The sequence below is a fragment of the Arthrobacter sp. JSM 101049 genome, from assembly GCF_041679245.1.
Lineage (GTDB): Bacteria > Actinomycetota > Actinomycetes > Actinomycetales > Micrococcaceae > Arthrobacter_H.
The window spans coordinates 225,059-243,732 of sequence record NZ_JBGFFC010000001.1 but is presented as its reverse complement, the minus strand read 5'-3'; the positions used below and the strand labels follow the sequence as shown (position 1 = coordinate 243,732).

Here is an 18,674-nt window from a genome sequence, read left to right as displayed (position 1 = left end):
CCGCGTGGAGGACCCTCGGCACGGCCAGTACGACGGCGGCGCTTCCCCTGCACGGGAAGCGCCGCTTTCGTGCTACCGGGGCTCGCCCGTGGTGACCGCGAATGCCAGGGCGGGTCCGTCCCCGTGGCGTTTGGCCACCACCGGGGCCTCGTTGGCGGGGATGAAGACCGAGTCGCCGCGTGCGAGGCACAGATCGCCCTGCGGGGAGTCCAGCACCAGCTCGCCGGCCACGCAGATCAGCGTCACCGGCCCGTTCTGTGCGACCGCCACGTCGTCTCCGGCCATTGCTGCCTCGCCGGGCAGGGCAATGCGCTGCAGCTGGAACTCCTCGAACGGCGGACGGTAGAGCTCCTGGCCCAGGTCGCTTCCCTCGGCGTCGAGGTAGGGAACCGCCCAGCTGGTGAAATCGACGATGTCCATCAGCTCGGGCAGGTCCATGTGCTTGCCGGTCAGCCCGCCCCGCAGGACGTTGTCCGAGCTGGCCATCACCTCCACGCCGAGTCCGCGCAGGTAGGCGTGGATGTTCCCGGCGGGGAGGTAGACCGCCTGCCCCGGGCGCAGGGTCAGGTGGTTGAGCATCAACGAGACCAGCACGCCGGGATCCCCCGGATGGAAGCCAGCCAGCGACTCGAGTTCGGCCAGGCCGGGGTCCTGGACCTCGTGCCGGCCACAGGCCACCGCCGTGGCGGCCAGGTCGACGAGCTGGACGACGTCGGTTCCCCCGGAGAGCAGGTCGGTGAACGCCCCGCGCAGGTCGCCTTGTTCCAGCGTGGCGGCGGTCCGGCGTGCCACGCCGACGGCGCGGCCGCCCTCGTCGGGCAGCTGCGGGTCGGACTCGATGGTCCGCGCCAGCCAGTCGAAGAGCGACGCCGAGGCGGCGGCATCGCGGAACCCGCAGAGGGCGGAGAACTCGGTGAGCGGGAAGATGATCTCCGGCTTGTGGTTCTCGTCCTTGTAGTTGCGGTGTGCCGCGCCGCGGTCGATCCCCGCGGCCTCCTCGGCGGCGAAGCCCGCCCGGGCCTGTTCCAGTGTCGGATGGACCTGCAAGGACAGCGGTTCGGCGGCGGCGAGGACCTTGGCCAGGAAAGGCAGCCGGCCGTAGCGCCCCGCGGCGTCCTCCCCGAGGAGACGGAGCGGTTCGGCGGCCACGAGGTCATCGAGCCGCCGCGTGCCGTCGTGCCCGGGCAGGGTGGCCAGCGACGGGGAGTCCGGATGGGCGCCGATCCACATTTCAGCCGCGGGTTGGCCGGTGGGTTCGATGCCCAGCAGCTCGGAAATCGCCGTTCTCGATCCCCACGGGTAGTCCCGGACGGTGTTGCTCAGGCGGTACATGCGGCTCCTTGCAGACTGGGACGGGATGGTGCGCTTCCACCAATCTAGGCCAGGGTGGCAGCTGGTCGCAGTACCCTCGGCACGACGACGGTGCGCCGGCGCCCCGGGCGTGGCCCGGGGACCGGCACCCCGATGCTGGCAGGGGCGGTTGCCACGCAGGTGAACGCGGGGCTTCCGCCGGGGAAACTAGCCCGGCTACGGGGCGCTGCACTCGTCGTTGTTGGCGGCGATTTCGGAAATGAGCGACCGCTGGCCGTTAATTTCCAGCTGCACGAGGTACTGCTCGGTGATGGGGGAGCCATCGGGCTGCGTGGTCGGTCCAGACGACGGCCCGGACACCGAGTCGTCCGTGTCGCTTTCCGACCCGGTGTCCTGCCCGGAGGAGCCGGAGCCGGAGGAGGTATCGGCGGTGGCGGATCCGGTCGCGGACTCGGCGGACTTCGACGCGGCCTTTGAGGCGGCTGCGGCCTTCTTGGATGCGGCGGCCGCCTGGGCCCCCTCCTTCGTGGCCTCCTGCAGCAGGGCATCGACCCGCGTGTGGATCAGCCCGAAGTCGGGATAGGTCGAGAACTTGCTGCTGAAGTCCGGGGCGCCGAGGGTGAGGCGCTTGAAGGGGTTCTTGCGCGCCTTGTCGGCCAGGTTGATGAAACTGCCCAGCTGGCTTTGCGGGATGTCGGTCTCGACCAGGTTCTGTCCGGCGGCCATGATCTCGGAGAACCGGGACAACACCGTCGCCGGCTGGAACTGGTTGAGCATCGCCTGCTGGAGGCATTGCTGGCGGCGGATGCGGTGGTAGTCGGTGGTGAAGTCGCGGGAGCGGGCGAACCACAGGGCCTGCTTGCCGGTGAACTCGTGCGTGCCGGGGGCAAACCAATGGGTGGGGATGTTCGTCCCCGGCCACTTCTTGGCGTTGTAGGGCACCCAGCCGCCGGACTTGACAGTCACCCCGCCCATGGCGTCGATGAACGAGGAGAACCCGGCCATGTCGACCACGACGTAGGCCTGGACCTGCACGCCGGTAATGCCGGTAACGGCGTCCATCATCGCCTCGGCCCCGGGGTTGTCCGAGTCCGGGTACAGGTCGGCGTGCTGCTGGGCGACGACGGGGTAGAGCGAGTTGATGATGCACTCGTCGCCGCAGTTGTAGCCGTCGGGGTAGATCTTGCGCAACGGCGAATCGGCGGGGAACGGGGCGTTCTGCAGGTTGCGGGGAATCGAGATCATGGCGGTGCGCCCGGACTTGGCATCGATGCTCACCAGCGCCATCGAGTCCGGACGCAGGCCGATGCGGTCCGCGCCGGCGTCCCCGCCCATCAGCAGGATGTTGTAGCGACCGTCCACCGGATCCATCGATGGACCCGAGGCGAAGACGTTTTGGATGGTGTCGCGCCCGGTGTTCATCACGTACGAGCCGTATCCCAGCGCGCCGCCGGTGATGGCCATCAGGATCACCGCGCAGGCGGCGACCAGGCCGCGGATCCCCGGCGTCAACAGTGCCGGGCGGATGATCAGCAGTGTATTGATGAACATCAGGACCCACCCGATGGCCAACAGGGCCAGCACGATGGCCAGGACCAGCTGCACCTGGGGTTTGGCCAGCAGCTCGATGAGCACGCCGCGGTTGACCAGGGCGACCACCAGGGCCCCGAGGATCACCGCCCAGCAGGCCAGGGTGACTGCCAGGACCCGCCGCCCGAGTGTCCTGTTCCCCGCGACGACCTGTGCACCCCCGGGGATGAACACCGTCAGCGCCAGCAGGAAGAAGGCGCGTTTGGTCCGGATCCGGGGCGAGGCGCCTTCCGGTTCCCGGACCGGGTTGTGCATGCTGGGGTTCGTCAGCTGCTGACCTGCCATGGGATCAGGACCCGTGGCCCAGCTCGTCGGCTACACGCCGACGCAGGTTCGCACCCTTGTCCGAGGCCTGCTGGCGCAGCGCTCCCGCGAAGTCCAGAAGCCGGGACCGCAGGTCCGCAGCCAAGTCATCCGTTCCGCTGGCGAGCGTGCGCACCGCCAACAGCCCGGCGTTGCGTGCACCGCCGATCGAGACCGTTGCGACCGGGACCCCGGCCGGCATCTGCACGATCGACAACAGGGAGTCCATGCCGTCGAGCGTCTTGAGCGGGACCGGCACCCCGATCACGGGCAGCGGCGTGACCGCTGCGAGCATGCCAGGCAGGTGCGCAGCCCCGCCCGCGCCGGCGATGATGGCGCGCAGGCCGCGGTCGTGGGCGGTTTTGCCGTACTCGATCATGTCCTCGGGCATGCGGTGCGCGGAGACCACATCGGCCTCGAAGGGGATGCCGAATTCCGCCAGTGCCTCGGCTGCCAGGCGCATCACCGGCCAATCGGAATCGGATCCCATGACGACGCCGACCAGCGGTTGCGGGGTGCTCATCGGTCAGGCTCCTTTGGCCGGGGTGGGCGACGGGGCGCCGTCGCGAATGATCGAGGCGGCCTCGGTGGCGGCTCGGCGAAGGCCCTCGACAGGCTCGCCGGGGACGCCGACCACGTTCACGTGGCCGATCTTGCGTCCGGGGCGGACGGACTTGCCGTAGGCGTGGACCTTGGCACGCGGCTGGGCAGCCAACGCGGAGGGGAACGCGGCGAAGAGGTCCGCGTTGGCCCCGCCAAGGAAGTTCTTCATCACGGTGGTCCCGCCCAGTGGAGCCGTCTCGCCCAGGGGAAGGTCGAGCACGGCGCGCAGGTGCTGTTCGAACTGGCTGGTCACCGCCCCGTTCATGGTCCAGTGCCCCGTGTTGTGGGGGCGCATGGCGAGTTCGTTGATGACGAACCCGGGGCCGCGCCCTGGGGTCTCGAACAGCTCGGCGGCCATGACCCCGGTGACGCCGAATTGCTCGGCAATCCGCAGGGCCGCGTCGCCGGCGGCCTGCGCGACCGTGGGGTCGAGATCCGCCGCCGGGGCGATGACCTCGTCGCAGACCCCGTCGACCTGGATGGTGTGGACCACGGGCCAGCCGCGCGCCTGGCCCGAGGGCGTCCGCGCAACCAGCGCCGAGAGCTCGCGGCTGAAGCCGACCTTCTCCTCCGCGAGCAGGGGCCCGCCTGCGCTGAACCAATCGCTGCAGGCACGGGCCGCGTCGGCGTCGTCGAGCATGCGCACGCCCTTGCCGTCGTAGCCGCCGCGCGGGGTCTTGAGCACCACGGGCCAGCCGGTGGAATCGCCGAAGGCCACGAGCTCGTCCACCGAGGCAACGCTGGCCCAGGCCGGGTTCGGCAGGCCGAGGCGCTCGATGGCCGCGCGCATGACCAATTTGTCCTGCGCGTGGATCAGGGCTTCCGGGCGGGGCTGGACGTTGACGCCCTCGTTGATCAGAGTCTGCAGGTGTTCATTCGGCACGTGTTCGTGGTCGAAGGTCAGCACGTCCACACCCACGGCGAAGCGGCGCAGGGTCGCCAGATCGTGGTAATCGCCGACGGGGGCCTCGGCGACCGCAGCGACGGCGGAGACATCGGGGGCCTCGGCGAGCACGCGCAGCGCGAAGCCGAGATTCGTTGCTTCGGGGGCCATCATTCGGGCAAGCTGGCCGCCACCGACCACGCCAATCACAGGAAAATTCACCCCCCCAGACTACCGAACGCGGACCGGCGAACCGTGAGCGACGGGGCGGAAAGCCACCGTTTGTCAGGAAACTCCATGTCACTGCAGATAGAATGAGGGGTTGGCTGCGCCGTGCGCGCACTGGGTCGGCGCCCGCGGGTTCCCCGTTCCGGCGGGCGGTTGGCCGCCCCGAAAACTGTCTGTGGAGGAACATGCTCAAGGAGTTGGCGCACAAGTGCCGCGGCCTATTCACCATGCTGTGGCGAGAGGTCATGAAGTTCGGTGTCGTGGGCGGTGTGGCGTTCGTCATCGACACGACCATCTTCGTCTGGATGATGAACGGGCCGATGCATGGTTCCGAGGTCAAGGCCAAGATCGTGGCCGGCATGGTTGCCACCATGTTCTCCTGGGTCGCCAACCGCTACTGGACCTTCCGCCACCGTCGTCGGGCCTCGGTGGTGCGCGAACTCGTCTTGTTCATCATCATGAACGGCATCGGCCTGTTCATTGCCGCCGCCTGTGTCTGGGTCACGAAATACTGGATCGGCTTGACCGACCCGACGAGTCTGTTCATCGCCGGCTCGGTCGTGGGCCTGGTCCTGGGCACGATCTTCCGCTTCTTCGCCTACCGTTTCTGGGTGTTCACCGAGGAGCTGGACGCAGAGCCCGGATTCGACCACGACCATGAACTGATCGGCCACCCGGAAACCGCAGCCGTGCCCGCCGTCGCCGGCGAGGCCACGGCAGGTGAGGCCGAGGGCGTCCCCGATGGACCCCGACACCAGTCCCCGGAACCAGGGGACGACGCGGACCCCGGCACCGGACGCAGGCCCTGACGCACCGGCCCTACAGCCGGTGGGCCACCCGCTCGTCATCGAGGATGCGCTGGGTCACCGGCGCCTCGGCTCCGAGCAGGACCAGCGGCGACGCCCCGCGCCATTGGGACACCGCGGCCCGCAGCGCGGCGGCGAATGCGGAGCCCGGGCCGAGCAGCGCAGTCCCCTCGCCGGCCTCCAGCCCGAATAATTCGGCGTAGCTGAGTTCCCCCGACCCGTCCGGATGTCCCAGCGCCACCCCTGTGGCCGGGACCGGATCGGCCAGGTAGTAGTCGCCGAAGCCACGGACTTCGCCGACATAGTCCAGCGCCCCGGCGGGCAATTCCCCGGGAAACGAGAGGGCCAGCGAGCCCAACGCCACAGCGAGGATCTCGGCCTGGGGGAAGGCCCCGGCGGCGGCCACCGGTTCCCCGGTGACCACCAGGTCCGGTGCAGCGTCCCCGGGGGCGGGGGCCCCGCCGTCCTGGGCGGGGACCACGCGGATCTCGGCCCCTGTGGAGAGCACGGCGAAGCCGATGGCCAGCGACTTCCAATGGGCCGGCAGGTCGATCAGCACGCAGCTGCCCGGGCCGGTATCAAACTCCTCGGCCAGGAGATTGGCCGATTTGGCCACCCAGTTGTCGAAGACGTGCCCGCTGAGTTCAACACGTTCGCCCGGTTGGCCGTACCATGTCAGCAACGGCGAGGCGGAGTCGCGATGACGCGACAGCAGGCGGTTCGTAAAATCTAACGAATTGGTCTCGGTGCTCATCGGCTCAATCCTCTCGAAACTGTGAAAACCCTGATAATCCGGGGAAGTGTCTGACACGCCCATCCGGATCCGCGATTTCCGGGCGTGTTGTGTCGGGAAACGGCGGCGGCCCATCTATAGAATCACCCGCTCCACTTGACGCGGCCGAGTTACACCATTGTAATTAGATGGCGAAGCGGCTTTTTCCAGACCACGGACAAAGCCCGGGCCCCACACATCCAGGTGATGGACCGCGGACGGTACGCCGACCCGGTCCGATGTGCGGCCGCATCGCCAGAGACAGTCAACCAGCGGAAGGGCTCACATCATGGGGAACGCCGAGCGCATTCACGATCCCAGCCAGGCTGAACAGGCGTCCAAGAGGTACGGCTCCCGCGGCGTCCCCTCGGACTGGTTCCTTGACCCTGCCGACGATGCAGCCGCCGAGAACTACCGCTCCGCCGCCGGGCTCGAGGACCAGGCCACGGCCTTCCTGGCCGCCCACGCCTCCGACATCGAGACCCCTGCTTCCCTGCTGGCCCCGGTCCGCGAGCTGCCCGTCGAGCGGCAGGCCCCGGCCGAGGTCGACCCCCAGCAGCAGCTGTGGCTCGGCCTGCCCGGATTCCCCGGTGCGGAAGACGAAGGCGAGCTCGGCTGGCAGACCGAGGCGCTCTGCGCGCAAACGGACCCCGAGGCCTTCTTCCCGGAAAAGGGCGGATCCACCCGCGACGCCAAGAAGGTCTGCGGCGCGTGCAACGTCCGGTCCGAATGCCTGGAGTATGCCCTGTCCAACGACGAACGCTTCGGAATCTGGGGCGGGCTTTCCGAGCGCGAGCGCCGCCGGCTGAGGAAGCGAGCGGTCTGATTCATTCGCAAGTACGCGTCACGGCGGTTGTCGTTGCGCACGACGGGGAACGCTTCCTTCCGGCGACCCTTGAGGCGCTGACCCACCAGACCCGGCCGGTGGACCACTTCATCGCCGTCGACGCAGGTTCCCAGGATTCCTCTGCCCAACTCCTCACCGAGGGCCTGCCCCCGGGTAGCCCGCTCGTCAAGGCCCGCCCGCGCGGATTCGGGGCCTCCGTGCGCGCCGGCCTGACCGGGGAAGACGCCCTGCCGCGTCGTGCGGGGGAGCACACCACCACGCAAAACCTGCCGTCCGCCGACGCCGGGATCCAGGACTGGATCTGGCTCATCCACGACGACTCCGCCCCCGACGCCCACGCGCTCGAGGTGCTACTCGAAGCCGTCGAGACGGCACCTGCCGTCACGATTGCCGGTTGCAAGCAGCTCGACCGGGACAGCCCGCGGCGCCTGCTCGACGTCGGACTGGGCGTCAGCCGCTGGGGCGAGCGCCTGGCAATGATCGATGTCGACGAACTCGACCAGGGACAGCACGACGCGCGGTCGGACCGCTTCGCCGTCAACTCGGCGGGCCTGCTGGTCCGCCGCGACATTTGGGAAGAGCTTGGGGGGTTCGATCCCGCGTTGCCGGGTCTGGGCGATGACCTGGACCTGTGCTGGCGCAACCGCCTGGCCGGACACCGGGTGGTCGTGGTGCCGGACGCCAAGATGTACCACGCACCGGACACGGTCCGCTCCGTCGCCGGCCCCCTGGCCAGCCGCCGGGCCGAGGTCTACCTCCGTCTCAAGCACGCCGCCGTCTGGAAGGTTCCGTTCGTCGCCCTCGGCGCGATCGTGGGCTCCCTGGTCCGGCTCGTCATCGCGTTGCTGGCCAAGGACCCGGCCTTCGGATTCGGGCAGCTGAGCAGCACGCTGGGCGCCGTGTTCTCGCCGATGGCACTGCGGGCTTCCCGCCGGGGAGCGCGGCGCACCCGCAAGGTCCCCCGGTCGCTGGTCCGTCCGCTCATGGTTCCCCGGCGGGAGGTCTGGGCGCATCGTCGCAACCTCCTGCAGGCCGCCGGCACCGAGAACGTGCACGGCGACGGGTCCGGCAGCTCCTCCGAGGCCTCCAACCCCTCGGGGGATAATTCCGACGACTTCGCCGCCATCGCCGCGCCCACCCGCACTAGTGCCTCCGTCAGCGCCGTGATCGCGGTCGCCGCGGCGGCCATCCTGGCCCTGTTGGGACTGCGGACCGTTTTCGGCGCCCAGGCGCTGGCCGGAGGGTCGATGCTGCCGGTATCCACGACCCTCTCCGGCATCTGGGCCCATGCCACCGGATGGTGGCAGGACCTCGGCACCGGGATGCCCGGACACGGGGACCCCTTCGACCTGGTGCTCTGGGTGCTGGCGTTGCCGGGGTTCGGCACACCCAACGCCGCGATGGTCCTGCTCTACCTGGCGGCCATGCCCCTGGCAGCGCTCTTCGCCTGGCTGGCGCTGGGGTGCGTCACCGCCAGCCGCGCCGCCCGCATGCTGGGCGCCCTCGCGTGGGCCGTGGCCCCGGCCCTGCAGGCCGCCCTTGGCTCCGGCCGGCCCGGCGCGATCGCGGTGCACGTTCTCCTGCCGCTGGTTGGGCTGGGCATGATCCGCGCCGTCGGAGCAGGACGCCCCCGTGCCGAGCAGCACGCCGTGCCCTCCCCGGAGCAGCCGCCGTCGAAGGCGGGCCTGCACGGTGTGCCGTCCTGGACCGCGGCCTCCGGGGCGGCCCTGGCGCTGGCCGCCGTCACCGCGGCGTCCCCGGCGTTGCTGCCGCTGGCCGTGCTGCTGGTCACCGTCTTCGCCCTGTCCGTGGGCCGACGCGCCCGGACCCTGTGGTGGACCCCGCTGCCGGCACTGGTCCTGGCCCTCGGATCACTCCCGGCGGCACTGTCCAACCCACGCGTGCTGCTGGCCGATCCCGGCGTCGTCCAGCCCTTCACCCCCGCAGCCCTGTGGCAGCAGGTGCTGGGCTTCCCCGTCGCCTTCGACCCGGCAGCCGGGGCGAACGGCTTCGGCTGGGTCGCCGACCTGTTGCCCGGCCCCTGGGCACTGGTGGCCGGCCTGGTCGTCGGGACGCCACTGGTGCTGCTGGCCCTGATCGGGCTGCTGCGCCGGGGACGCCGCGGCGCCATCAGCCGGGCCGGATGGCTGGCTGGCCTGCTCGCCCTCGCCGCCGGTTTCGCGGTCCAGGCGGTGCCCTTTGCCGCCTCCGGGGGACAGCCCGTGGCGCCCTTTACCGGCCCCTTCGTCTCGGTGTTCTGCCTCGGCGTGCTGCTGGCCGCCGTGGGCGGCCTCGACTGGATGCGCAGCATCCGACACCACGGAACCCGGCGCCTCGGCATGGTCGTCAGGCCCGCCTTTGCCACCGCCGTCGTCCTGGTCCTTGCCTCGGTCACCGTTGCGGGCACCCTCTGGCTGGTGCCCCGCACGGCCGGGACCCCGGAGGCGGGCGCGGAGGCGGGCGCGGAGGCCACCGATTTTGGCCTGGGCCAGTCCGTCGTCCCGGTTCCTGCCCGCACGCTCCCGGCCACGGCCGCCGATCGCGGCACCTCCCCACTGCAGGACCGCACCCTGGTCCTGGCCCCCGAGGGCCAGAACGGCGGGATGAGCGCCACGCTGATGACCGGCTCCGGCATCACCCTGGACCAGCTCTCAGCCGTTTCCACCGCGTCGAGCCTGACCGGCCCCCTGGTCGAACCACAGCCGGCGGCCGACGGCGAGGCCGAGACAGCGCTGCGCCGCGTGGTCGCGATCCTGGCCTCCGGGCAATCCATCGATCCCCGCGAAAACCTCGCCCGGTTCGGCGTCAGCTTCGTCGTGCTGCAGGCACCGCAGGACGCCACGGTCGCCGCCGGACGCCTCGACGGCGTCCCGGGCCTGGCCCCGGTCGGCTACACCGACGCCGGCTGGCTGTGGCGCGTTGACCCGGCCACCCGGATCAAGGGGGCGGACAACGCCACCGACTTCACCGCACGGGTCCGCCTGCTCGATGACCAGGGCGAGACCATCTCGCTCATCGACTCCGCGGGCGGCCGGGTATCCGGCGTCGAGGTGCCCAACGGGCCAGCGGGCCGCACCGTGGTGTTGGCTGCGCAGGCCGATGCGGGATGGCATGCCAGTTACGACGGCAAGCGCCTGCAGGCGACGACCGACGGCTGGGCCCAAGCCTTCGAGCTGCCCGCCGGCGCCGGGGAACTGGACATTAGGTACTCGAACCCCTACGCGCTGCCCCTGCGGATCCTGACGATCCTGGTCTTCGCCATCGCCCTGCTGCTGGTCATCCCGATTCCGGCGGGACGGCGCTTCGCCACCCGCCGCGCCGAGGAGTACCGCACGACGGGCAGCGCCGAATCGGTCCGCGAGATCGACGAGACCGATGACGAGCCCCTGGACGACCAGGACGACGCCGTTGCCGAGCAGCCCCTGGCACCGGCCACCGAGGAGAGCCGAGCATGAAACGCACCAGAACCCGCGGCCGCGGACGCGCCGCAAGCGTGTCGCTGGGCGCCCTGCTGATCGTGGCCACCGCCGCCGGCACCACCGCGGCATCGCTGGCCGGCCCGCTGCCGACCCCCGAAGCCGTCCCCGTCCCGCAGGTCACCGTCCCGGCCAGCGACTTCATCGCCCAGTGCCCGGCCACCGCCCGCCTGGTGAAGGGCGCCGCCGGGCAGGGGACCGACCCGGCCTTCGCCCCGGATTCCGACTCGGCGAAGACGGCGGTGCGGGCCACCGTGCTCAGCGACGCCGCGGAACGGCTGCCCGGCGCCGAGCTGGAAAAGCCCGACGGATCCTCGGTGCGCACGCTGGCCGAGAGGCTGCCCGAGGAGAAGGCCGCCGAGGTGAAGTCCACCAACGACAGCGGCTTCACCGGCCGACGAGCCGCCGCTGCCTCCGGCATCTCCGAACCAGGCCCCGTCGCGCTGCGCGTGCAGCCGCTCGGTGGACAGCAATCGACGGCCGATGCCGTGCGCAGCTATGTCGCCGGGGACGGGGACCTGGCGGGACTGGCGGCCGCCCGCTGCCAGGTCCCGTCCAACCAACAGTGGCTGACCGGTGCCTCGACCACTGTGGGCAGCATGGCACTGCTGACCCTGGCCAACCCGTCGGAAACCCCCTCCACCGTGGATCTGGAACTGTTCGGCGCGCAGGGGCGCATCGAGGCCGGCAACACCCGCGGCATCGTCATCGCCCCCGGCGAATCGACCTCCATCGTGCTGGGCGGCCTGGCCTCCGGGGAGGAATCACTTACGGTGAAGGCCACATCCACGGGCGCACCGGTGACCGCCATCATCCAGCAGAGCATCCTGCGCGGCCTCACACCCGGCGGCGTCGATTTCATCGCACCTTCCGCCGCCCCCGGCGAGCGGCAGGTCGTCCCCGGCGTGCTGGTCCAGGACGCCAAGACCCAGAAGGACATTGCCGGGCAGGACGGCTACGAGGACGCGGTGCCGACCCTGTCGCTGACCGTCCCCGGGACGGCCGAACAGCGTGTCAAGGTCCGGCTCGTGGGCGAAAAGGGCGAGGTCTCCCTGCCCAGCGACGGGCAGTACACCGTAGCCGGCGGCGCCACCCTGGCGGTCCCGCTGACCGGCGTGCCCGGCGGCACCTACACGGCCGTGGTCGACGCCGAGGAACCGGTGGCGGCCTCCGTGCGCACGACCCGCGGCACCAAGGCCGGCGAACGCACCGATGCGGCGTGGACCGGCTCGGCCCAACGCCTCGGCGGCGAGCACCTGGTGGCGGTGCCGCAGGGCGCCGAATCCCGCTTGGTCTTCGCCGCACCCGAAGGGGAGGGCAGCGTCGAAGTGCGTCCGGTCAACGCGAAGGGATCCGTGGGCAAACCAGTCACCGTCACCGTTGAGTCGGGACGCAGCGTCGAACGGACGATCGCCTCGCTGGGCAAGGACGTCGTTGCAGTGGCACTCAGCGCCAGCGGCGACGCGGTCTACGGCAGCATGCTCTCCACCCAGGGAAAGACGGGCGTGTCCTCGCTGGGCCTGCCCCCGGCCACGCAAGGGCCACGGACCGTGCCGGTGGACCTGCGCTACTGACCGCCTACCGGTCCTCGTCCCAGGGACGGTAATCGGGATCGATCTCCTCGGGGCTGCGCATGAGCAGTTCCGCGACCTGTTCGACGACGGCCAGGTGGACGATCTCCGGCAGCAGCAGGTCGGGTCCTGCCAGCTGCTCGACCGGGCGGCGGTAGATGACCACCCGTGCCGGATGCCGCGGCGTGGCCCCCAGGGCGCGCCCCAACGGCACCGGGCCGCCGGCGGCCTCGGCGAAATCCAGGGACGCAACACGCGGCAGAAGCTCCACGGAGAAGACCATGGCGGCGATCGGCTGGCCCCACAGGACCTCGAGTCGTTCGGCGGATTCGGCGACGAGGTCCTCGAACCGGTCGGCCCGCGTGCGCGACCCCGGCAGTCCGGGCGGCAACACGTCCCCGCGCAGCCCGCGCCCATGCCGATTGCGCCGACGCCGGCCGAACCCGCGCCGCTGCGATGCGGGGGAGAGGCCGCTCCCGGGGAACGGTCGGTCGCCGCCCCCCTCGAACCCCACGATGAAACCTTCGGCCATGCTCCGAGGGTACCGGAGCCGGCGCCCTCCGGCTGCGCAAGCGGTTCCCGCCATGCCCGGCCGCCTGGGACGCTGCCGGCGCCCCGGGGGGTAAGCTGTTTTCTCGTGGGATCACTTCGACTTTGTTCACGCTCCGCTTGCCGCGAGTCGGCCATCGCGACGCTGACCTATGTCTATGCCGACTCCACCGCCGTGTTGGGGCCCTTGGCCACCTACCCGGAACCGCATTGTTACGACTTGTGCCACGAGCACGCCCAACGCCTGACGGTGCCGCGCGGCTGGCAGGTGCTGCGCCTGGAATTGCCCGACGCGCCGCGGCTGGCCTCGGACGAGCTCTCGGCCCTGGCCGATGCCGTTTCCGAGCCCCGCCGTCCCGCACAGCACCGCGCCGAGACCACCGTCGAGCCGCAGGGCGGCGGTGCCCCGTCGTCGTCCGCCCGGAACGCGCCGGCACCCATGGAACCGCCGGCCGACGCCGACGGCGGCCGCGGATCCCTGCGCATTCTGCGCGAGCCCCGCTAAGCCCATAAACTGGGGCGCATGGCCCATATTTCATCTGAACTGCTCGGGATCCTGCGCTGCCCCGTGACCGGTTCGACACTGGAGCAGCACGGCGCCGAACTCGTCGCCACCGCCCAGGACGCCGCCGGCAACACCCCGCGCTACGCCATCCACGAAGGCATCCCCGTCATGCTGCGTCCCGACGACGCCGCCCCCGCCACAGCACAGGAGTCACCCACAGCATGAGCTTCGACTACAAGATCGCCGACATCTCCCTCCACGAGGCTGGCCGCCACCAGATCCGGCTGGCCGAGCACGAGATGCCGGGCCTGATGGCCCTGCGTGCGGAATACGGCGCCTCCCAGCCGCTGGCCGGTGCCCGCATCGCCGGCTCGCTGCACATGACCGTGCAGACCGCGGTGCTCATCGAGACGCTCACCGCCCTGGGCGCCGAGGTACGCTGGGCCTCCTGCAACATCTTCTCCACCCAGGACGAGGCCGCCGCCGCCGTCGTGGTCGGTTCCGGAACGCCCGAGGACCCGGCCGGCGTGCCCGTGTTCGCGTGGAAGAACGAGGCCCTCGAGGACTACTGGTGGACCGCCGAGCAGATCCTCACCTGGCCCGGCGCCGACCAGGACCCGGAACTGGGCCCGAACATGATCCTGGACGACGGCGGCGACGCCACCATGCTCGTGCACCTGGGTGTCCAGTTCGCTGCCGCCGGCGCCGTGCCAGGGGCCACCGACGCCGACAGCCACGAATACACCATCGTGCTCGAGACCCTGCGCAAGGCCCTGGCCCAAGACCCGCAGAAGTTCGTGCGCATCGCCGCCGGCATCCGCGGGGTCACCGAGGAGACCACCACCGGCGTGCACCGGCTGTACCAGCTCGCCGCCGCCGGAGAGCTGCTCTTCCCGGCCATCAACGTCAACGACTCGGTCACCAAGTCCAAGTTCGACAACAAATACGGCATCCGCCACTCCCTGCCCGACGGCATCAACCGCGCCACCGACGTGCTCATCGGCGGCAAGGTCGCCGTCGTCTGCGGCTACGGCGACGTCGGCAAGGGCGCCGCGGAGGCCCTGCGCGGCCAGGGCGCCCGCGTCATCATCACCGAGATCGACCCGATCTGCGCCCTGCAGGCCGCCATGGACGGCTACCAGGTCGCCCGCCTCGAGTCCGTCGTCGGACAGGGCGACCTCTTCATCACCACCACGGGCGGGACGGGCATCATCATGGCCCACCACATGGAGGCGATGAAGGACAAGGCCATCGTGGGCAACGTCGGGCACTTCGACGACGAGATCGACATGGCCGGCCTCGCCGCCGTGCCGGGCATCCGCAAGGTCGAGATCAAGCCGCAGGTCCACGAGTGGGTCTTCGGTGCCGACACCGCGGACGCGCATTCGATCATCGTGCTCTCCGAGGGCCGCCTGCTCAACCTCGGCAACGCCACCGGCCACCCGAGCTTCGTCATGTCGAACTCGTTCGCCAACCAGACGATCGGCCAGATCGAGCTGTTCACCCAGCACGGGAAGCAGAACGACGCCGGAACGGGCCCCGTGTACGACAAGCAGGTCTACGTGCTGCCGAAGATTCTCGACGAGAAGGTCGCCCGGCTGCACCTCGACGCCTTGGGCATCGAGCTGACCGAACTGAGCCAGGGCCAGGCCGACTACCTCGGGCTGGACCCCGCCGGCCCGTACAAGGCGGACCACTACCGGTACTGAGCCGGCAGCGGGGGACCGGCCGTCGTCGGCCGGACGATGACCGGTCCCCGGCCCCCGGTCAGGCGTCGAACGGCAGGCGGTGGATGCGTTCGCGGATCGACTGCTGCCGTTCGGCCAGGGCACCCAGCCGCCGGTAGTCCCGCTCGCGCCGTTCGGCGACCACTGCGACCAGAAACTGCTCCGGCGGGCAGCCCGGCGGCGGGGCGGGGGAGACATGGGCCAGCAGGTGCCCGGCAAGCTCCGCGGCAATGCGCTCCCGCGAGCCCGGCGCCATGGACGGGGCCTGCCGGATGAACCGGGCCATCCGCCCGGCCAACGCGTCGGGGATCCGCCCGACATCGGCCAGTTCGGCCCACGGCCGCAGCTGTTGCGGGACCGGCACCACCAACGGGGCCACCTTCCCACGGCGTTCCCGCATCGAATAGGTGCCGGCGAGCATGTCGCCCAGGCGCTTTCCGCGTTCGTTGGAGAAGGAGACGATCAGCGCCAGGGAACCGAACAGCGCCAGGATCTCCAGCAGGGCGAGCATCGCGCGGATGAACGCATGGCGGAAACGGATGGCCCCGCCGTCGTCCCTCACGATCCGCAGGCCAGTGGCCAACCGGCCCAGTGACTTGCCCCGGCCCCACGTCTCCACGGCCACCGGCACCGCCACCAGCCACAGCACCACCACGGCGATGACCAGCGCCCGGCCGGCCGACGCATCGAGGCCCCCGGAGAGCCGGTCCAGCAGGATGAGCGAGCCGATGAGGCCGATCGCGTAGACGAGGTAGTCGATGATGGAGCCCACGGCGCGCAGCACGAAGCTCGCCGGGCGCAGGTGCAGCACCACGGCTTCGCCGGTGATGATCGTGCTCACGGGATCCCTCCGAGGCGGCTGGGTGGCTGGAGGCCGGTTCCCGGGCTGACCCGGCGCAACGCGGCCCTCCTCCCAATCTAGCCGACACCGCCGGGATAGGCTGGGACGGTGGATCTCGACGCGTTTGTTGCCGTGCATCGGCAGGAGTGGGACCGCCTCGACGTCCTCTCCGGCCGCCGTCGGTTGACCGGTGCCGAGTCCGACGAGTTCCTCGGCCTCTACGAGCGCGTGTCGACCCACCTGTCGCTGGTCAGCTCCATCGAACCCGACGCGATCGTCTCCGCCGACCTCTCGGCGCGCATCTCCCGCGCCCGCACCCGCTTCACCGGTGCCCGGACCTCGCTGCTGGAGGAGATCGCCACGTTCTTCGTCTATTCGCTGCCCGCCGCGTTCTACCGGATCCGCGTGCTGACCGTGGTGCTGGGCCTGCTGTTCTGCGTGATAGGGGTGGCCGCGGGGCTCTGGGCGGCGAACACGCCGGGGGTGCTCAAGGCCATGGGCTCCGATGCGGACCTGCAGCAGTACGTGCACCACGACTTCGTCGACTACTACTCCCAGAACCCGGCGGCCTCGTTCGCCGGCGCCGTCTGGACCAACAACGCGCTGATCGCCGGCATGTGCGTGGCGTTCGGGATCACCGGGCTCTACGTGCCATACGTGCTCTACCAGAATGCCGTCTCGGTGGGCATGGCCGGTGGGACGATGTCGGCCCTGGGGGAGCTGGACACGTTCTTCCTCTACATCCTGCCGCACGGGTTCATGGAGCTGACCGCGATCTTCATCGCCGGGGCGGCAGGCCTGCGGATCTTCTGGGCGTGGGTCGCCCCCGGGCCCAGGACACGGATCCGGTCGCTGGCCGTGGAGGGCCGTTCGCTGATGACGGTGGCACTGGGCCTGGTCCTGGTGCTCTTCGTCTCCGGGCTGGTCGAGGGGTTCGTGACGCCCAGCAACCTGCCGCACTGGATGCGGCTGGGCATCGGGCTGCTGGTACTGGCCGGCTATTGGACCTACACGCTGGTCCTCGGAAAGCGGGCCGTGCAGGCAGGCGCCAGCGGGGACCTGGGGCAGTACGACGCCGGGGCAACTGTCGACGTCGCATGATGACTTTGAACGCGAACAGGGAAGGACACACCCATGGAGAACAAGAACGCCGTGCCCGACGGGGACGAACGGGCGGGCGGGCCGAGCCCTCGACCGGCATCGCGGGTTCCCGACGCCGAACTTCCTGAGTTCCTCAAGGGCCCGGATCCGGAGGACCCGGAGCCGGCCCACCCCGAGTCGGGGACGGCCGGCGGCGAGGCCGCATCGGCCGATGCCACCGAGTCGGCTGGTTCCGACGGTTCCGCGGCGGCGTCGGAGACGTCGGGGGAGGCGGCCATGGGCCGCGACGACTGGGAATCGGCTTTCGCGGACGCTTCGGACGCGGAACCTGACGATGTGCCGGCAGGCACCGCCCGCGCAGACGCTGCGCGCGAGGACAGCTCACGCGAGGACGGAACCCCGGTAGCGGCGGCCGTCGCAGCCGACCACGACGCATCGCACACCCAGGCCCTGCCGGCGTGGGACCAGAAAGACTCCGGGACCCGCGCCATGCCCACGACGCCTGACGCCGGGGCAGACGACCGGAAGGCAGCCGCCCCGGCAGACGGGGTCGGAGACCGCGAGGCGGACGGTGGGCCAGCCGACGAGCCGGCTGCCGCCGGGGACCACGACACCACCGCCGCAACTGGCGAAGGGGCGGCCGCTGCGGCCGGAACGGCGGGACCCGACACCGGCACTGCCGACGAGACCCAGCGCACGGATGCCGTGGCGGCGGCCAAACGCCGCGGCGGGACCCCGCGCCAGCCCGCTGCCGACGCGGACCCCGAAGCCCAGCGCCGGCACGAGGCCCGGGAAGCGGCCCTGACCGCCAAGCCCATGTTCGCTCGCGTCGTGCAGACCCTGCTGGCGATCGCCTTCCCGTTCATGCTGGTCATCGCGGCCATCCGCGTCGTGGCAAGCCCTTGGTTCCTCTGGCTGGAGTACCACCGTCCGGGATTCCCCGCCGACATGTACGGCTTCAGCCCGGACGAGCGGCTGACGTACGGGAACTACGGGGTCGACTACATCAACAACTCGGCTCCCTCGGCCTATCTGGGCAACCTCATGGACGCGAACGGCAACCCGCTGTTCCTGGCCACCGAGGTCTCCCACATGGCGGACGTGAAGGCCGTCGTCGGGGCCAGCTATGCGGCCGGGGCGATCCTGTTCGTGCTGGCCGTCATGGTCTGCCTGTACCTGGGGCGGCGCTACGCCGGGGGCATGCGCCGGGCGTTTTTCGCCGGGTCGGTGGCCACGCTGGTCGTGATGATCGTGCTGACCGTGTTGGCCGTGCTGAACTTCCAGACCTTCTTCACGGACTTCCACGAACTCTTCTTCTCGCAGGGCAACTGGACCTTCCACGCCAACGACACGCTGATCCGGCTCTACCCCACGCAGTTCTGGATCGACGCCGGCATCGTCATCGCCGCCCTGGTGCTGGTGACCTCGCTGGTCTTCCTCATCACCACCTGGCCCACACGCCGGCGCCGCGAGCGCTCGCGGCTGCTGCAGGTCAACCGGGACCTCGGCCTGGACTGAGCAGGCAGACGACGACGGCGGGCCGTGGCCCCGGGAATCCCGG

Annotated in this window: 16 protein-coding genes; 9 read left to right on the top strand and 7 right to left on the bottom strand. The window is 70.6% G+C overall.

From position 1 onward, the window contains the following. Positions 1-72 precede the first annotated feature (72 nt). The 4 genes from manA to AB8M85_RS01000 all read right to left on the bottom strand — a co-directional run bounded on the left by manA (position 73) and on the right by AB8M85_RS01000 (position 4,912). Positions 73-1,332, bottom strand: coding sequence for a mannose-6-phosphate isomerase, class I (gene manA, locus AB8M85_RS01015; protein WP_372696918.1), 1,260 nt, complete (start codon positions 1,330-1,332; stop codon positions 73-75). A gap of 195 nt (positions 1,333-1,527) precedes the next feature. After that, on the bottom strand, positions 1,528-3,186 hold the full coding sequence (locus AB8M85_RS01010) for an LCP family protein (protein WP_372696917.1): 1,659 nt from the start codon (positions 3,184-3,186) through the stop codon (positions 1,528-1,530). A 4-nt stretch (positions 3,187-3,190) separates the two neighbouring features. After that, positions 3,191-3,727: a 5-(carboxyamino)imidazole ribonucleotide mutase gene (gene purE / locus AB8M85_RS01005; protein ID WP_372696916.1), complete on the bottom strand. Its 537-nt coding sequence runs from the start codon at positions 3,725-3,727 to the stop codon at positions 3,191-3,193. Positions 3,728-3,730: 3 nt separating this feature from the next. Continuing rightward, positions 3,731-4,912: a 5-(carboxyamino)imidazole ribonucleotide synthase gene (locus AB8M85_RS01000; protein ID WP_372696915.1), complete on the bottom strand. Its 1,182-nt coding sequence runs from the start codon at positions 4,910-4,912 to the stop codon at positions 3,731-3,733. A gap of 191 nt (positions 4,913-5,103) precedes the next feature. Between AB8M85_RS01000 and AB8M85_RS00995 the strand changes: the two genes are divergently transcribed. Beyond that, positions 5,104-5,727, top strand: a complete 624-nt coding sequence (locus tag AB8M85_RS00995) for a GtrA family protein (protein WP_372696914.1) — start codon at positions 5,104-5,106, stop codon at positions 5,725-5,727. A gap of 10 nt (positions 5,728-5,737) precedes the next feature. Here the strand turns inward: AB8M85_RS00995 and AB8M85_RS00990 are convergent, their stop codons facing one another. After that, on the bottom strand, positions 5,738-6,478 hold the full coding sequence (locus AB8M85_RS00990) for a TIGR03089 family protein (protein ID WP_372696913.1): 741 nt from the start codon (positions 6,476-6,478) through the stop codon (positions 5,738-5,740). A 307-nt stretch (positions 6,479-6,785) separates the two neighbouring features. Here AB8M85_RS00990 and AB8M85_RS00985 point away from each other — a divergent pair, with 307 nt between their 5' ends. The 3 genes from AB8M85_RS00985 to AB8M85_RS00975 are packed head-to-tail and all read left to right on the top strand — an operon-like array spanning position 6,786 to position 12,393. Further along, the gene (locus tag AB8M85_RS00985; protein ID WP_372696912.1) at positions 6,786-7,322 is read left to right on the top strand and encodes a WhiB family transcriptional regulator; all 537 of its coding nucleotides are present in this window, start codon (positions 6,786-6,788) and stop codon (positions 7,320-7,322) included. After that, complete coding sequence (locus AB8M85_RS00980; protein ID WP_372696911.1) at positions 7,226-10,798, top strand: glycosyltransferase; 3,573 nt, start codon at positions 7,226-7,228, stop codon at positions 10,796-10,798. Before AB8M85_RS00985 ends, AB8M85_RS00980 begins: the two co-directional genes overlap by 97 nt. Further along, the gene (locus AB8M85_RS00975) at positions 10,795-12,393 is read left to right on the top strand and encodes a DUF5719 family protein (protein ID WP_372696910.1); all 1,599 of its coding nucleotides are present in this window, start codon (positions 10,795-10,797) and stop codon (positions 12,391-12,393) included. Before AB8M85_RS00980 ends, AB8M85_RS00975 begins: the two co-directional genes overlap by 4 nt. A gap of 4 nt (positions 12,394-12,397) precedes the next feature. On the opposite strand, the gene AB8M85_RS00970 is transcribed toward AB8M85_RS00975, so the two are convergent. Further along, positions 12,398-12,922: a metallopeptidase family protein gene (locus AB8M85_RS00970; protein ID WP_372696909.1), complete on the bottom strand. Its 525-nt coding sequence runs from the start codon at positions 12,920-12,922 to the stop codon at positions 12,398-12,400. A 105-nt stretch (positions 12,923-13,027) separates the two neighbouring features. On the opposite strand from AB8M85_RS00970, the gene AB8M85_RS00965 reads away from it, so the two are divergent. From AB8M85_RS00965 to ahcY, 3 genes are read left to right on the top strand one after another with little or no spacing between them, the layout of a single operon-like run. Continuing rightward, positions 13,028-13,444, top strand: coding sequence for a DUF3499 domain-containing protein (locus AB8M85_RS00965; RefSeq protein ID WP_372696908.1), 417 nt, complete (start codon positions 13,028-13,030; stop codon positions 13,442-13,444). Between the two features lie 18 nt (positions 13,445-13,462). Further along, complete coding sequence (locus tag AB8M85_RS00960) at positions 13,463-13,669, top strand: Trm112 family protein (protein WP_372696907.1); 207 nt, start codon at positions 13,463-13,465, stop codon at positions 13,667-13,669. Further along, a complete protein-coding gene (ahcY, locus tag AB8M85_RS00955) occupies positions 13,666-15,153 on the top strand; it encodes an adenosylhomocysteinase (protein ID WP_372696906.1) in 1,488 nt (495 codons plus the stop codon). Before AB8M85_RS00960 ends, ahcY begins: the two co-directional genes overlap by 4 nt. Positions 15,154-15,211: 58 nt before the next feature. Here ahcY and AB8M85_RS00950 read toward each other — a convergent pair whose 3' ends face one another. Next, on the bottom strand, positions 15,212-16,012 hold the full coding sequence (locus tag AB8M85_RS00950) for an RDD family protein (protein WP_372696905.1): 801 nt from the start codon (positions 16,010-16,012) through the stop codon (positions 15,212-15,214). Positions 16,013-16,120: 108 nt separating this feature from the next. On the opposite strand from AB8M85_RS00950, the gene AB8M85_RS00945 reads away from it, so the two are divergent. Both AB8M85_RS00945 and AB8M85_RS00940 read left to right on the top strand, forming a co-directional pair. Then, positions 16,121-17,113, top strand: a complete 993-nt coding sequence (locus AB8M85_RS00945; RefSeq protein ID WP_372696904.1) for a stage II sporulation protein M — start codon at positions 16,121-16,123, stop codon at positions 17,111-17,113. Between the two features lie 33 nt (positions 17,114-17,146). Next, on the top strand, positions 17,147-18,631 hold the full coding sequence (locus tag AB8M85_RS00940; protein ID WP_372696903.1) for a TIGR01906 family membrane protein: 1,485 nt from the start codon (positions 17,147-17,149) through the stop codon (positions 18,629-18,631). Positions 18,632-18,674 lie beyond the last annotated feature (43 nt).